Genomic DNA, 13,892 nt, shown 5'->3' on the forward strand with positions numbered 1-13,892 from the left:
ATGGCTTTTTCTATTATGATCTCATTTTTAAACGTACTGCAGGAAGCTGCGATCTTGATTTATAAAAAACCTAAACAAAAGTCTAATAATAACCAACTATACCATGAATAAATTCTTCATTTTTCTGTTTTTCTTTTTTGCGGTGACCATGACCGCCATTGCACAAAAAAGAGTGCTGATTTTTAGTAAAACGCAAGGGTTTAGACACAGTAGTATCGAAAAAGGTGCTCAAGTGCTGAAACAATTGTTGGACAAGGAAAAGATTGCCTCTGATCATTCCGAAGATGCGGCTCTTTTTACAGATCAGGGATTAAAAAAATACGACGCGGTCATTTTTTTAAGTACAACAGGTAACATTTTGGACGGGACACAGCAAGAGGCGTTTGTCCGTTATATTCAATCGGGCAAAGGTTTTGCGGGGATCCATGCCGCAACGGATACCGAATTTGACTGGCCCTGGTACAACGGTTTGGTTGGGGCCTATTTTACGTCACATCCTGCTGTACAGAATGCTAAAATACATGTTGTTAATAGAAAACATATCGCCACCAAACATCTTGATCCCGTATGGTGGCATAAGGATGAATGGTACAATTTTAAAGACGTTAAAGAAGGTCTACATGTATTGATGAATTTGGATGAGAAGAGTTATAATGGCGGGAAAATGGGCGATCATCATCCGATTTCCTGGAGCCAAAATTATGATGGAGGAAAGGTTTTTTATACAGGACTGGGGCATACAGAAGAATCTTATGATGAACCTGCATTCCAAAAACACTTGATCGGCGGGATTTTATCGGTACTTCCGAAAAAATAATGTCATTAGCCCGAAGTTAGAATAATCATCCAAAAGTCTGCGTGCTTTAATGCTAAAGATTCAATAAACGTCTAATACCCCATAAGTGATAATCATTTATGGGGTATTTTAGCTATAAGAGACAGTATGTATTTTTAGGCATAAGTATCTCTTTGCAATGATTTTAAGTTTTTAGTAACTGAATTTATATTTTGCACCTAGGCTAAACCACCTTCCTGGCATCGGTACAGCCGCCGCTTCAATATAGCTCTTGTCAAAAATGTTCTGAATATCGGCAAAAATATTGAGGTCGATAAGCTGATATGAGGCTCTTACATCTGCAATAAAATAATTTTTGTAACTGATACGTTCGTTGAAACGATTAGCTGTTGTCAGCATCCAGTTTTTATGATTCACCGTAAAATTGAGAATAACCTGATGTCTTAAATTTTCAATGGCATACTTGGAGCGGACGCCATCTTCAACTTTGATCGTTGGATTTAGATAGTTGTAACTTATTGTCGTGTAATATCGTGTGGTGGCCATTGGATCATTGAGCTGATAACGAAAAGATCCATTGACTCCATCAACAGTATTTTTTCCAATATTGGAGGGTTTCCATGGAATGACAGTTCCCTCAGCAACAGCGCCCTCGTTTTTTTGCCAGTCTATGAAATCATTTATATTTCGGTGAAAATAGCTCGCCTGAGCAACCATACGGTTGGACAGGTATTTGATACCACCCTCAATCTGATACGCATTCTCTGATGTTAGCTCTGGATTTCCAATATTGGCAGTTTGATTGGTATAGAGGTCTGTAAATGACGGAATACGTTGGGCAGATCCTGCACTCAGGACAAATTTCCAGCGTTCGGTTATATTATAGCCTAAGTCGAGGCCCGGGAATACCTGCCAGCCAAAATTTGAGTTATAATTTACGTAGGCTCCCGCATTGACCATTAGTTTGGCAATCGCTTCAGTTTTGAATTCCAAGTAACCGCCGTAGTTTTCGCGGTTATGCGAGCCGATAGCAGTACTATTGATTCGCTCGAATCGGCTCTCTAGTCCCAAACCAAAAGTTCCGTAATGCTGTTCTAATGCGGCATTTACTTCGGCCCCAAAAACATTGCTATAATGTTTTGACCTGCCTTTGCTGGTTTGCCTTCCCAGATACCAATATTCATCTTCATTATATCGGTTGCTGAGTCGGGGGCTGATAGAAAAGTCCTTGCTCAATTGATGTTTCGACTGTAGGGATGCGAATGCTGTTTTAACTTGTTCATAGGCCTCTTTGTCCGTTGGGGCAGCATAATATCCATTGGCCCCAAACTGATTGTCTATATAGCCAAAGTTTGCTTTTATTTGATGGGACTCATTGGGTTGATAAGTTCCGTCGTAATACAATTTGTTGTTATTGGAGGCTGTATTATAACGCTGACCGTTGGAATCTTCATGTCCAAAATATAAGCCGTGACTCGTGCGTCCGCTTTTGAACTGCGCACCTAATTGGGCTCCCTTGCCGTAATATTTACCAGAGCTCGCCTGTTCATTGTCTTTAAATGACGATCCACCATATACTTGTGCACTGATCTGATTGGATTCGATTTTTTTTGTAACGATATTGATGGCACCTGTTAGCGCATTGATGCCGAAGATACGGGAGGCTGGTCCTCTGATAATTTCGATACGCTCAATAGATTCCACAGGTACGGGTAGGTTCATATTGTGGTGCGCAGTCTGTGGATCTGTAATTTTAACACCATTTAATAGGATAGCAGTTTGTTCAAATGAGCCACCATCTATACTTACATCAGCCTGTGAACCAAATGGCCCTCTTTGACGTACATCAACACCGGGGATATTAGTTAGCAGTTCATTTATCGAACGATTGGGGAGTCGTTGGATGTCTTCCTGTGTCAGTATCTGTATATTTTTGCTTTGCTTTGAGAAGGGGATCTGGAGTCTGTTCTGATTAATAATGACTTCATTCAATGCTGTCGTATCTCTTATTTGTGCATAGGAGGCACCTACAGTCAAGACAATGGCGAGCTTTGTTAACGCTATTTTTTTATTCAACATTATTTCTTTTAATTATCCTATTTAATCATAAACTGGTAGTCAGCAAAGAGATTCGATATATCCTTGTTACCTGTTGTTGATTTGCGCCGTTATAGTATTTTACGTTTTTGCAAAATCACGATAGGGCAGTTCATAGGTTTTATGCCGCAAAACTAGTTCAGTTGATTAAGAAAGTAAATAGTCCGGTACTAATATTGTGTGTAGTCCGGTCGGTTATCTGCGGTCTGCTTACATCCATTCCTCACGGCCGATAGGCTTTTTACCGTTTGTAGTGATGCTATCCTGTTTATTGTCAATTTTTATTTTGGTGGTGCTAGAAAGATCGGGTTGACCAGACTCAAGCCAGGCCGAGTACCAGTAGGAGGCTACCCGAAGAACTGTTTTACGCATTCTCCGTTCTACCATCCCGTTCAATGCATGATGATAGGCTTTAGCATAATTGTCAGAATAGGTCCATAACAATTGATTGTTCCGTTCGATAAATGAGTTTTTTTGAGAGGCTTTAAACTGTTTATTGAGAAGCGATTCAATACGGAGTACAGAATCGACGAGTTGATTGCTTTCACGAACAATATTCCAGGCTTCATTTAAGGGATCCACAATATAATTGGCTTTTCCAACAAGTAGGTTATACTTGCCGGCGAACATTTCGGGTAGACGGCTTTCCCAAAAAGCATGAATGCCGATCTGACCAGTTAATTGGCCATTATAATTTTTGGTCGTATGCAAGGGGACATGGGCATCTGCGATATAATGACCTAAATCTGCTGAATGTTTGACGATTTTATCATAATCCTTGGATTGAAAGGCTTTAACAAGCTTTAGATAGGTAAAGTTAATTTGCCAGGGGATAATTCCGTTTTTAAGTAGTTGTCGTTCCTGGAATTTATCCTTTGCTTGAGACCAATGTATAGGTATTGAGTCGATCTGCCTATCTTCACGGTAATCTTCAATATCAATAAAGTGCCGTGGCCCCTCAGTACTGTCAATAAAACAACGCTTATCCGGATCTATAGCTTTCTCTGTAATAAGGTCAATATTGGTCTTGTAAAATTTGGCCAACTTTGCGGGGAGTGCAAAGACCGCGTAATGGTTGATTTTTTTATGCGCAAAAAATCCCCATGAGTTAAATGTAAACAGTGCAACAATGGAAAGTATCCAAAGGATAGGAGACTTTGTCATAGTAAATTGGTTATTAAATAATTGTTAATACTAAATATACGTAAAATAGAAGAAAAACCGTGTTAACTCTATAGATTCATTGTATTAATTTATCTTTTCTTAATATAACTAAACAATAAAATAATATTGATAGTCGTTAAAATTCATTAATTTGCCAACACAAATACAGTCGTTATGAAGATATTGTACGCCGTACAAGGGACTGGCAATGGACATCTGAGTCGTGCCATGGACATTGTTCCCTGTTTGAAAGCTTTGGGAGAAGTGGATGTTTTGGTCAGTGGAATCCAGGCAGATCTCTCCTTACCTTTTGAAGTAAAGTATCGTTTTCATGGTTTAAGCTTTATTTTCGGAAAATCGGGAGGCGTAGACTTATGGAAAACTTTTATGAGTTCAACCATTCGTAAATTTACCAACGAGATCAAAAGTCTGCCAATCGAAGGATACGATTTGGTTATCAATGATTTTGAACCTATTTCAGCATGGGCCTGTCACTCCAAGGATCTGGAATGCATTGGACTAAGTCATCAGATCGGGGCTTTGGATCCTGCGAGCCCTAAACCGGAAGAAAGTGATATGTTGGGTAAGTTTATTATGAAAAATTATGCACCTGCAACACATTCATATGGCTTCCATTTTAAAAGATACGCCAAGAATATTTTTCCTCCAGTTATCCGTAATGCTGTCCGTGATCTGATTGTTACTGACCAAGGGCATTACACCGTTTATTTGCCCGCTTATGATGATGCGCATCTGTTGAAACACTTAATGAAGTTTTCGGACGTGAAATGGGATGTATTCAGTAAGCACAATTCCCGACCCTTTGAGATGAAGAATGTGACCATAAAGCCGATCAATAATCAAGCTTTTATTGAAAGTATGGCTTCTTCCTCTGGAGTTTTATGCGGCGCAGGTTTTGAAACCCCCGCAGAAGCGTTATATTTGAAAAAGAAACTATTGGTTGTCCCTATGAAAAATCAGTATGAACAGCATTTAAATGCTGCGTCATTGGAAGAAATGGGGGTACCAGTTATTTCGAGTTTAAAACAGAAAAATATGCTGGCTATTGAGGCTTGGCTCAACAGTAAATCGAGGGTTGAAGTTGATTACCCTAATATAACACAGGAAATTATTGAAGAAATTGTGCAAAAGCACCGTTAAATAAAACATGAAGTACATCGCATTAGCCCTATTGTCTCTGACGACCGTAACTGGATTTGCTCAGCAGAAAAAAAAGACCAGTTCGGTCAAGAAAAAAACAGTGACAACAAAAACAAACTCAGCAAATCTGTTGGTAAACAAAGCGGATTCTGTATCCTATGCATTCGGTATGGATATCGGAAAGTCATTAAAATCTACTGAAGTAGAATATTTAAAAGCTGATGTTATCGCAAAAGCGATTGCTGCCATCCTGAAAAATCAGAAAACCTTATTGGAAGATGGACAAACAAGAGAAGTCATCCAAAAAGCCATTATGGATATACGCGCTGAAAAAGAAGCCGTAAGTCGTGCCCAAGAAGATAAATTTTTCGCTGAAAATGCGAAAATAGCAGGAATGAAAACGACGGCTGAGGGTATTCAATACCTTGTTTTGACCCAGACAGAAGGAGCGAAGCCTACTGTGAATGATGAAGTTACTGTGCATTATAAAGGAACCTTATTAAACGGTAAACAATTTGATAGTTCCTATGATCGCAATGAACCATTAAAACTATCGTTGGGACAAGTGATCAAAGGATGGCAGATCGGTATTCCATTAATGTCTAAGGGAGCTAAATATAAGTTTTTTATACCAAGCAGACTGGCCTATGGCGGGCAGGCAAAAGGCAATGATATTCCTGCAAATAGCACGCTGGTGTTTGAAGTAGAATTGCTCGATTTTAATACGGATGGAACAACGTAGATTAGGCGAAAGTGGTCTAATGGTTTCGGAAATTGGTTTGGGTTGTATGTCATTGAAAAGCAATCAACCCAAACAATCCAAAGATATTATCCAAAAGGCTTTCGATAAGGGAATCACATTCTTTGATACCGCTGATCTCTATGACAAAGGTCAAAATGAGACCGTTGTTGGTGAAAGTGTACAGCCTTTTCGCAAGCAAATTGTTTTGGCCAGTAAGGTCGGTAATCTCTGGCGGGCCGACGGTTCGGGCTGGGACTGGAAAGCATCGAAAGATTATATCATCAGAACTATTGAAGGATCGTTATCACGATTGAAAACAGATTATATTGATCTTTATCAATTGCATGGTGGTACAATTGATGATCCGATTGACGAAATCATTGAAGCTTTTGAATTGCTGAAGAAACAAGGAAAGATCCGTGCTTACGGGCTGTCGTCTATTCGTCCAAATGTCATTAAGGCATTTCTATCAAAATCTTCTATTGCGTCAGTGATGATGCAATATAGTGTTTTGGATAGGAGACCAGAAGAGGAGATCGATGCATTATTGGCTAGCAATGGTGCCAATATGCTGGCGCGGGGAGCTTTAGCAAAAGGACTCTTGGTGAATAAGCCTGTGGAACCTTATCTTCAATATAGTTCTGGAGAGGTCGCGCATATACTTCGCAATCTGGATAATAGGGCAAAAAAATCAGGAGAAGATAGGGCGACTGAAGCGCTATCCTATGTGCTTTCCAATCCCGCAGTAGCAACAGCTGTGGTAGGCGTGAGTACTAAATTGCAGTTGGATGAATTGCTATCGACAACACAACGGATTAAGCAATTGGATAAATTAGACAAGAAGAAATTACTGGACGGTGTCCGGTCTTTATATTACACCGAACACCGGTAAGTATCTATTTATTAAAAAATAGTTTTAAAATTTTATTGAGATCTTCTTTCGTATCGACTGCTACAGTTTCATGCGTGGTAACTGCCGTTTGGATTGCGTAGCCATTTTCTATCCAACGCAACTGTTCGAGCGCTTCAGCTTCCTCAAGTATAGATACGGGCAATTGCGTCAAAGCTCTTAAAGTATCCACTTGATAGGCATAAATACCAATATGTTTGTAGAATGTTTGTTTCTTAAGCCATTGTTCCTGATCAACTCCTCTTAAAAAAGGAATCGTTTGCCTGCTGAAATAAATTGCTTCCCCAAATGTGTTTCGGACAACTTTTGGAATATTCTGATTGAATAATTCCTCTGGAGTCCCGATTTCTTTTACTAAGGTTGCAATTTTTGTTTGCGGATTTTCAAAACAAGTTGCCAAAAGATCTATTTGCTCAGGATTGATAAAAGGTTCATCGCCCTGGATATTGATCACGACATCATATGCCCGATCATTGGCAATGACTTCGGCACAACGGTCTGTACCGGACTGATGTGTATCGGATGTCATGGCTACATTGCCGCCAAAGGAGAGCACTTCCGTTGCTATACGTTGGTCATCGGTCGCGACAATTACTTCGGTCAATTTTTTTGATTTCTTTACCTGCTCGTATACCCGTCGGATCATGGTCTGGCCTTCAATATCAACCAAAGGTTTGCCTGGAAATCTGCTTGAAGCATATCGAGCAGGAATAATGCCTAAAAATTTCATGCTACTTTGTGAATTTCTATTTAATAAAAAGCCTGTAAAATTATCAATTTACAGGCTTTTATCTATCTGTTGTCTATTGTTATTCAAATAATCCGAATAATTCGGCTTCTATCTTTTGTATGATTCCACCAAGATCCTCCGGATTGGTTGTAAAATCAAGATTATCTTTATCTAAGATCATTACTTTACCCTCCTTGTAATTGTTGATCCATTTGTCATATTTATCATTCAATTTAGATAAATAATCTAATCGGATTGCCGATTCATAATCACGGCCTCTTTTTTGGATATTATTAACCAAAGTGGGAACAGAAGCTTTTAAGTAGATCAATAGATCGGGAGGTTTAATGTAGTGAATAATACTTTGGAATATGTTGCTATAGTTTTCAAAGTCACGGGCGCTCATTAAGCCCATATCATATAAGTTTTCGGCAAAGATATAGGCATCTTCATAGATTGTACGATCCTGAATCATATTAATGTCAGTCTCCTGAAGCTTTACAATATGCCTAAAACGGCTATTTAAGAAGAAGATCTGAAGGTTGAAGGCCCAACGTTTCATGTCTGAATAAAAATCTTCTAGATAGGGATTATTGTCCACGGCCTCAAATTGAGGTTCAAATTTGAAATGACTCGCCAATAATTCCGTTAGCGTCGTTTTTCCAGCACCTATATTTCCTACGATAGCAATATGCATATTCTCTTTCCTTGTTTAATAAAATCTCTTGATACCAATAATCTCACGAACTTCTTTCAGTGTCTTGCGTGCAGACTCACTGGCTTTCTCGGCTCCCAATTTTGCAACTTTCGCAATATAATCATCATCGTTCGATATATCTTCAATACGAAGACGTACATCATTTGTAGCCAATACCATATCTTCTGCCAACTGCTTTTTGAAATCTCCATAACGGATCTCACATTTATTGTAAAGCTCGTCAAAATGCTGTAATGTATCGGCTGTTGAAACCACTTTCATTAGATCGAATAGATTCTGGATCGCTTCGGGTTTGGGTTGGTTCATTTCAGTTGGACCTGAATCAGAAACGGCACGCATTACTTTTTTACGAATGGCGTCAGCAGAATCCGAAAGATAGATGCAATCAGCCTCACCATTGGATTTGCCCATTTTACCTTGACCTGCCAATCCTGGTATTTTAACCAATTTGTCCGAGTAGGAGAAAGCAAAAGCTTCTTTAAAATAATCTACATTATATAGACGATTAAAGCGATTGCCAAATGTCCGTGTCATTTCCAGATGTTGTTCCTGGTCTTTTCCAACAGGAACTTTAGTTCCGTGGTGGATCAGAATGTCGCAAGCCATTAACACAGGGTAGGTGAGCAAGCCAGCGTTGACATTGTCGGGGTTGCTGCGCACTTTATCTTTAAATGCTGTAGCTCGCTCAAGTTCACCTAAGTAAGCGTTCATGTTCATATACAAGTAAAGCTCTGCAACTTCGGGGACGTCAGACTGCACGTAAATAGTTGATTTTTCGGGGTCTATACCCGCAGCCAAATATTCAACGATAACTTGACGTACAGTGCCCTGAAGACCATGTGGTGTAGGGTGTGTCGTCAAAGAATGCAGATCCGCAATAAAAAAAAAGCAATTATATTCATTTTGCATTTTCACAAAATTGCTCAATGCGCCATAGTAATTTCCTAAATGTAATTTTCCGGTACTTCTGATACCACTAACAACTGTTTCCATATTCCTGCGAATTTACGGATAAATTTGACAAAGTAGAATTAAATTCCGTGAGTCCTGTGCCTTTTAATGGATTGTCGTTATTTTTTTAGTTTTTTTGCTTCATTCCAATAAACATCCATTTCTTCGAGGCTCATATCCTGCAATTTTTGCTTGTTTTCCGCAGCCTTTTGCTCCAAATAGGTGAACCTGGTGATGAATTTCTTGTTGGTGCGTTCCAGGGCATTTTCCGGATTGATACCGATATGTCTAGCGTAATTTATGAGCGAGAATAATAGGTCGCCAAATTCAGCCTCTGCTTTTTCACGGTCGATGGCTTCGGTGGTTTCGATATTGAATTCTGTTTTAAATTCGGCAAGTTCTTCTTCAACTTTTTCCCACACTTGTCTTTTGTCTTCCCAGTCAAAACCAACACCTCTTACTTTATCTTGGATACGGTAGGCCTTGACAAGAGCCGGTAGCCCTTTTGGAACACCTGCAAGGACAGATTTATTGCCCTCCTGAAGCTTGATGGCTTCCCAGTTGGATTTCACTTGATCTTCGGTGCTTGCGCTCGCATCAGCATAGATATGGGGATGGCGAGTAATTAGCTTGTCACAGATTGCATTCAGGACATCAACGATATTAAAATGCCCTTCTTCTTCCGCAATACGGGCATAGAATAAGAGGTGCATCAGAACGTCACCAAGTTCCTTTTTTATTTCGGGATAATCCTGTTCCAGGATAGCGTCTGTCAGCTCGTATAACTCTTCCATCGTCAGGTGACGCAAAGATTCCATGGTTTGTTTCTTGTCCCAGGGGCATTCAAGCCTTAAGGTGTACAAGACATCGAGTAGACGTTGGAATGCTAGTTGGGGGGTATGCTGATAAGCCGGAGCTGCTAGATTTGCCATATGATATTGAGTTTTCGTCTTACAAAAATAGAAATATGATTTTGAATAAACTATTTGAAATTAAGGAAAACAAAAGGGAGCAAATGGTCGTTTTATAATAAAAAGGGATTATTTAGATCAACTTAAGAAGAATTAGTTATGGAAAGAATGCACGGTTACTCGTCAGCTAGTGTGGCATTGGAAAAGTTAAGCGGCTTGGGATATAAAATAGATTACAACATCGAATTTGATGATTTATTGGCCCATGCAGACCAGTTTAAGATAGATTACCTGTTTCGTTATGAGGGAGCGTCAGATCCAGATGATGAGTCTACTGTATATGGAATAAGCCGAAATTCAGGAGAAAAAGGTGTTTTTGTAGCCGGGAATTTATCGCTGATTGAAGGAAAGAAGCGGGATATTCTACTACAGCTTGAACTAAAAGAAAGAGAACATTAGCACTGAAGCTATCCTAAAATAGTAGCTTTTAATATAATTAAGGTATGGAAGGAAATAGTTTTACTGAATCAGAAAGACTCAAAGAACTTAGGATATGGGCTTTGCGTCGCGATGGTAAACCTTTGGATGGAGGCTATACCGATCTAAATGCGGATCGTCTGTTGCAGGTATACCGCAATGAGGCGCTCAACTTAATGAAAGCGGGGTTTTATAATAAAGGTACAGGGCTTTTTGAGTTTTACGTCGAACGACATTATCCGCAGGAACTGGAAAAGCTCATTGGTAAACTGGAAAGGAGTTACGATAGCCTTGAACGATTTAGCTCGGGGCTGGTCGAAGAAGGGTTTTATAATCTCATTTTGGGAGATCTGCCACTACATATGAAAGGAACAATAGTGGTGCTGCTCCGTGCAAAGGAATCAGAGTTTCCTTCTATTTACAACAATGATCAAGATGCGGATATGCGTAGTTCCCCAAATTGGTTGTTACGGCAGCCTTACAATGATATTTGGGTAGATATGCATCAGACTGCTTTGAATAATATCCACTATCCGGATCGGATACTCTAGTTTGGCAAAATTTTTGTTATTAACAAACACGACAAGAGGATAATGATTTTCAATATCCTCTTTTTTGACGCTAAATTTATTGTTGAATTATTAACCATTTTCTAAATTATAATTAATATGATTTTATACATCGGTATTTTTGCTGTGATCGTAGTTGTCTGTGTTTTTATCTCTCTTATGATGATGAAAAAGCAAAAAGAGACAGCTCGGAAGTATGAAGGTGATGCTGGGATTGCTTTGGCTCCGGGTATCAAAGATGAACTGTTGCTTCAAGAGTTTCAAGAATTAACCAAACAAATGAATGGAGCTCCAATCGAGGCATTCACACAATGTGCCTACATTGCCACAGTCGGTGATAAGGTGGCTTCGGCGGCAGCGACGGCAGCTAAAACTGTAGCTTGGGCGGCAGTAGGGGTAAAAGCGAGATATAGCGAACGTGACAACGCCTCTTATCTTGTGCTCAGCAACAACGAACTGCATTATGTCTTTTTTGACGATGGTGAAGCCAAAGATCATTTGGTTTTTGACCATGAATCTCTATTGAATGCGCGCCCCGCTCAAATCAGTAATTCGGAAAAGGTCACCCGTATGGGATCCATTATGGGATTAAAACCTAAAAAAATGCATCTTGATATCAATGGAAATGGCCTTGATATCATCTATTATGGTGCTGTACAACGAATGCCTGATGGTATCATATCTCCCGGTTCTGGTATGTTTGAAACACAGTCGAAGCTTCAGCTGATGGGACGTTTTTTTCTGAATAGGTTGTATCAAAAATACCCACAGCTTCAGGAGCAAAACTAGTTAGACTAACGATGAGGATACTTCTTTATTGTATCTATTAATATTAAAAAATGCGGCGCCATCTATCTTTATGGCACCGCATTTTTTTATCGGCTATTCCAATAGTCGATTCTTCAGGTAATCAATAAAAAAATAACGAACGGTGTTGGTTCATGACCTTGTTATTTTTTTACTAAACTTTCATTGATCAACTGTTGCTGGAAAGAAGGACGGCTTATATCACTGTCTCCAGCTTCGGCTTTAAGTTTAATGAGTTTCTTTTTTAATCGACTAATTTCTTTTGTGTATTGCTTGTCATTGATCGCGTTATGTGTTTCCATAGGATCATTTTGTAAGTCATAAAATTCCCAAGCTGGCGCTGTAGTTTTTTTATCACTGCCAGTCATTTCCAGTGGTTGGCCATAAAAATAGATGAGCTTGTAGCGTTCGTCACGTACACCAAGATGAGCCGGGCGTATAGGAGCATGTTGCCAATATCGGTAGTACATAGATTTACGCCAATTGTTTGGCGTGTCACCCGCTAGGTTTTTACGAAAACTCTCTCCCTGTATATACGCAGGTTTTTTTATGCCGGCATAGTCTGCAAAAAGCGCTGCAAAGTCAATATTAAGGATCATGTCATCAAGTTTACTGTCTGCTTTAATTTCTTTTGGGTAACGAATCACAAATGGCATGCGTAGTGATTCTTCATACATCAGGCGTTTGTCCATAAAATTATGTTCCCCCAGAAAATAACCTTGGTCGGACGTAAGGATGATCACCGTGTTTTCGTCAATTTTGGCTTTTTTCAGATAGCGCATAATTTTTCCGAGATTATCATCGACACCTGCGACACAACGTAAATAATCCTTCATAAGTTTTTGATAGATTTTTTTGCGGGCGTCGAGGGTACTCATGCCTTTGGTGGAGAAGGGGAGATCAGGGTAGGAGGTCCAGAAGGGACCTGTGGACGCTTGTTCGTAACGGTTACCGAGCTCTTCGAGTGGCTGGCCTTCAAAGGACCGTCCGGTTGTCGTTGCGCCAGAATCCAGAAAAGTTGCAGGATAGGGGAATTCAATACCCTGATACAAGTCCTTGAATCTATCTGCGAAGTCAAAAGGCTCATGGGTTGCTTTGTAATGGCACATCAAAAAGAATGGCTTGTCAGGGTTGCGCTGGGACAACCAGTCTAGGCTCAGCTGTGTTGTAATATCATCTACATAACCTTTGTATGGCGTGCCAGCCTCTTCATTGTCATTCCAGTTGTCTTTGGAAAGATATGTTGGATTGTGGTAAACACCATGTCCCGGCAATACTTTAAAATCATCAAATCCTGAAGGTTTCTTTTTAAGATGCCATTTCCCAAAAACAGCCGTTTGATAGCCCGCATGCTGTAGGTCTTTGGCGATATTCGCTCTGTTTGGATCCAGTGCATCATCGAGCGTGTAAACTTGGTTTTTGTTACTATATTGCCCTGTAAGAATGGCTGCCCGGCTGGGTGTGCAGATGGAATTTGTACAGAATGCGTTATTGAGTATCGCACCTTGTTTGGTAAGGCTATCAATGTTTGGATTCTTTACAATATCTTTTAAAATTCCGCCATAAACACCCCAAGCTTGCGCAGTGAAGTCGTCAGTTAAGATAAAGATAATGTTTGGGCGAGTTTTGTTGTCGATTTTCTGCTGGGCTTGTGTTATAAATGGTAGTAAGCCACAGATAAACAAAAATAGTTTTTTATTCATGTATATTCTCCTTGTGTGTGCTATGTAATTCCGCGTAGTGCATCAACAGAACAGATACTGGTTTAGGCTCTGTTTAATGTTGTATAACAAAGCTACCAAATTCCAGTCATATTCGTGCTGTGGCTGCCAAAAGTCCAGGTTGCGTCTGTATTGACT

General features: G+C 39.7%; 14 protein-coding genes. 7 read left to right on the forward strand and 7 right to left on the reverse strand.

Going from position 1 to position 13,892, the window contains the following annotated elements:
* Positions 1 to 103: 103 nt before the first annotated feature.
* Positions 104 to 817, forward strand: a complete 714-nt coding sequence (locus tag M2408_RS10265) for a ThuA domain-containing protein (RefSeq protein ID WP_259181455.1) — start codon at positions 104 to 106, stop codon at positions 815 to 817.
* Positions 818 to 988: 171 nt separating this feature from the next.
* Here the strand turns inward: M2408_RS10265 and M2408_RS10270 are convergent, their stop codons facing one another.
* A complete protein-coding gene (locus M2408_RS10270) occupies positions 989 to 2,875 on the reverse strand; it encodes a TonB-dependent siderophore receptor (protein ID WP_259181457.1) in 1,887 nt (628 codons plus the stop codon).
* Between the two features lie 228 nt (positions 2,876 to 3,103).
* The gene (locus M2408_RS10275) at positions 3,104 to 4,057 is read right to left on the reverse strand and encodes a zinc dependent phospholipase C family protein (RefSeq protein ID WP_259181461.1); all 954 of its coding nucleotides are present in this window, start codon (positions 4,055 to 4,057) and stop codon (positions 3,104 to 3,106) included.
* Positions 4,058 to 4,231: 174 nt separating this feature from the next.
* On the opposite strand from M2408_RS10275, the gene M2408_RS10280 reads away from it, so the two are divergent.
* Genes M2408_RS10280 through M2408_RS10290 form a run of 3 tightly spaced genes read left to right on the forward strand, consistent with a single transcriptional unit; the run spans position 4,232 to position 6,852 of the window.
* Positions 4,232 to 5,218, forward strand: coding sequence for a glycosyltransferase family protein (locus M2408_RS10280; RefSeq protein WP_259181462.1), 987 nt, complete (start codon positions 4,232 to 4,234; stop codon positions 5,216 to 5,218).
* 7 nt (positions 5,219 to 5,225) lie between these two features.
* The gene (locus M2408_RS10285) at positions 5,226 to 5,960 is read left to right on the forward strand and encodes an FKBP-type peptidyl-prolyl cis-trans isomerase (protein ID WP_259181465.1); all 735 of its coding nucleotides are present in this window, start codon (positions 5,226 to 5,228) and stop codon (positions 5,958 to 5,960) included.
* Positions 5,947 to 6,852: an aldo/keto reductase gene (locus M2408_RS10290; RefSeq protein WP_259181467.1), complete on the forward strand. Its 906-nt coding sequence runs from the start codon at positions 5,947 to 5,949 to the stop codon at positions 6,850 to 6,852. The genes M2408_RS10285 and M2408_RS10290 overlap by 14 nt, the downstream gene beginning before the upstream one ends.
* 4 nt (positions 6,853 to 6,856) lie before the next feature.
* Here M2408_RS10290 and kdsB read toward each other — a convergent pair whose 3' ends face one another.
* The 4 genes from kdsB to mazG all read right to left on the reverse strand — a co-directional run bounded on the left by kdsB (position 6,857) and on the right by mazG (position 10,201).
* Positions 6,857 to 7,600, reverse strand: a complete 744-nt coding sequence (kdsB, locus tag M2408_RS10295) for a 3-deoxy-manno-octulosonate cytidylyltransferase (protein ID WP_259181469.1) — start codon at positions 7,598 to 7,600, stop codon at positions 6,857 to 6,859.
* Positions 7,601 to 7,679: 79 nt separating this feature from the next.
* Positions 7,680 to 8,297, reverse strand: a complete 618-nt coding sequence (locus M2408_RS10300) for a deoxynucleoside kinase (protein WP_120257315.1) — start codon at positions 8,295 to 8,297, stop codon at positions 7,680 to 7,682.
* A gap of 15 nt (positions 8,298 to 8,312) precedes the next feature.
* Positions 8,313 to 9,311: a tryptophan--tRNA ligase gene (gene trpS / locus M2408_RS10305; RefSeq protein WP_120257316.1), complete on the reverse strand. Its 999-nt coding sequence runs from the start codon at positions 9,309 to 9,311 to the stop codon at positions 8,313 to 8,315.
* Between the two features lie 77 nt (positions 9,312 to 9,388).
* Entirely contained in the window at positions 9,389 to 10,201 is an 813-nt protein-coding gene (gene mazG, locus M2408_RS10310) for a nucleoside triphosphate pyrophosphohydrolase (protein WP_259181470.1), read from the reverse strand.
* 138 nt (positions 10,202 to 10,339) lie between these two features.
* Here mazG and M2408_RS10315 point away from each other — a divergent pair, with 138 nt between their 5' ends.
* The 3 genes from M2408_RS10315 to M2408_RS10325 all read left to right on the forward strand — a co-directional run bounded on the left by M2408_RS10315 (position 10,340) and on the right by M2408_RS10325 (position 12,015).
* Positions 10,340 to 10,639: a hypothetical protein gene (locus tag M2408_RS10315; RefSeq protein WP_120257318.1), complete on the forward strand. Its 300-nt coding sequence runs from the start codon at positions 10,340 to 10,342 to the stop codon at positions 10,637 to 10,639.
* Positions 10,640 to 10,683: 44 nt separating this feature from the next.
* Positions 10,684 to 11,208 carry a hypothetical protein gene (locus tag M2408_RS10320; protein ID WP_259181471.1) on the forward strand — a complete coding sequence of 175 codons (525 nt, stop codon included), beginning with the start codon at positions 10,684 to 10,686 and terminating at the stop codon, positions 11,206 to 11,208.
* Between the two features lie 117 nt (positions 11,209 to 11,325).
* Positions 11,326 to 12,015: a hypothetical protein gene (locus M2408_RS10325; RefSeq protein WP_259181473.1), complete on the forward strand. Its 690-nt coding sequence runs from the start codon at positions 11,326 to 11,328 to the stop codon at positions 12,013 to 12,015.
* Positions 12,016 to 12,176: 161 nt separating this feature from the next.
* Here the strand turns inward: M2408_RS10325 and M2408_RS10330 are convergent, their stop codons facing one another.
* On the reverse strand, positions 12,177 to 13,736 hold the full coding sequence (locus tag M2408_RS10330; RefSeq protein ID WP_259181474.1) for a sulfatase: 1,560 nt from the start codon (positions 13,734 to 13,736) through the stop codon (positions 12,177 to 12,179).
* Between the last annotated feature and the right edge of the window lie 156 nt (positions 13,737 to 13,892).

The organism is Sphingobacterium sp. BIGb0165 (assembly GCF_024810095.1).
Classification (GTDB): Bacteria; Bacteroidota; Bacteroidia; order Sphingobacteriales; family Sphingobacteriaceae; genus Sphingobacterium; species Sphingobacterium detergens.

Bases quoted from the DNA above. Each gene is read 5' to 3' on its own strand.
- M2408_RS10265 (WP_259181455.1), top strand. From the start codon at position 104: ATGAATAAATTCTTCATTTTTCTGTTTTTCTTTTTTGCGGTGACCATG.
- M2408_RS10270 (WP_259181457.1), bottom strand. From the start codon at position 2,875: ATGTTGAATAAAAAAATAGCGTTAACAAAGCTCGCCATTGTCTTGACT.
- M2408_RS10275 (WP_259181461.1), bottom strand. From the start codon at position 4,057: ATGACAAAGTCTCCTATCCTTTGGATACTTTCCATTGTTGCACTGTTT.
- M2408_RS10280 (WP_259181462.1), top strand. From the start codon at position 4,232: ATGAAGATATTGTACGCCGTACAAGGGACTGGCAATGGACATCTGAGT.
- M2408_RS10285 (WP_259181465.1), top strand. From the start codon at position 5,226: ATGAAGTACATCGCATTAGCCCTATTGTCTCTGACGACCGTAACTGGA.
- M2408_RS10290 (WP_259181467.1), top strand. From the start codon at position 5,947: ATGGAACAACGTAGATTAGGCGAAAGTGGTCTAATGGTTTCGGAAATT.
- kdsB (WP_259181469.1), bottom strand. From the start codon at position 7,600: ATGAAATTTTTAGGCATTATTCCTGCTCGATATGCTTCAAGCAGATTT.
- M2408_RS10300 (WP_120257315.1), bottom strand. From the start codon at position 8,297: ATGCATATTGCTATCGTAGGAAATATAGGTGCTGGAAAAACGACGCTA.
- trpS (WP_120257316.1), bottom strand. From the start codon at position 9,311: ATGGAAACAGTTGTTAGTGGTATCAGAAGTACCGGAAAATTACATTTA.
- mazG (WP_259181470.1), bottom strand. From the start codon at position 10,201: ATGGCAAATCTAGCAGCTCCGGCTTATCAGCATACCCCCCAACTAGCA.
- M2408_RS10315 (WP_120257318.1), top strand. From the start codon at position 10,340: ATGGAAAGAATGCACGGTTACTCGTCAGCTAGTGTGGCATTGGAAAAG.
- M2408_RS10320 (WP_259181471.1), top strand. From the start codon at position 10,684: ATGGAAGGAAATAGTTTTACTGAATCAGAAAGACTCAAAGAACTTAGG.
- M2408_RS10325 (WP_259181473.1), top strand. From the start codon at position 11,326: ATGATTTTATACATCGGTATTTTTGCTGTGATCGTAGTTGTCTGTGTT.
- M2408_RS10330 (WP_259181474.1), bottom strand. From the start codon at position 13,736: ATGAATAAAAAACTATTTTTGTTTATCTGTGGCTTACTACCATTTATA.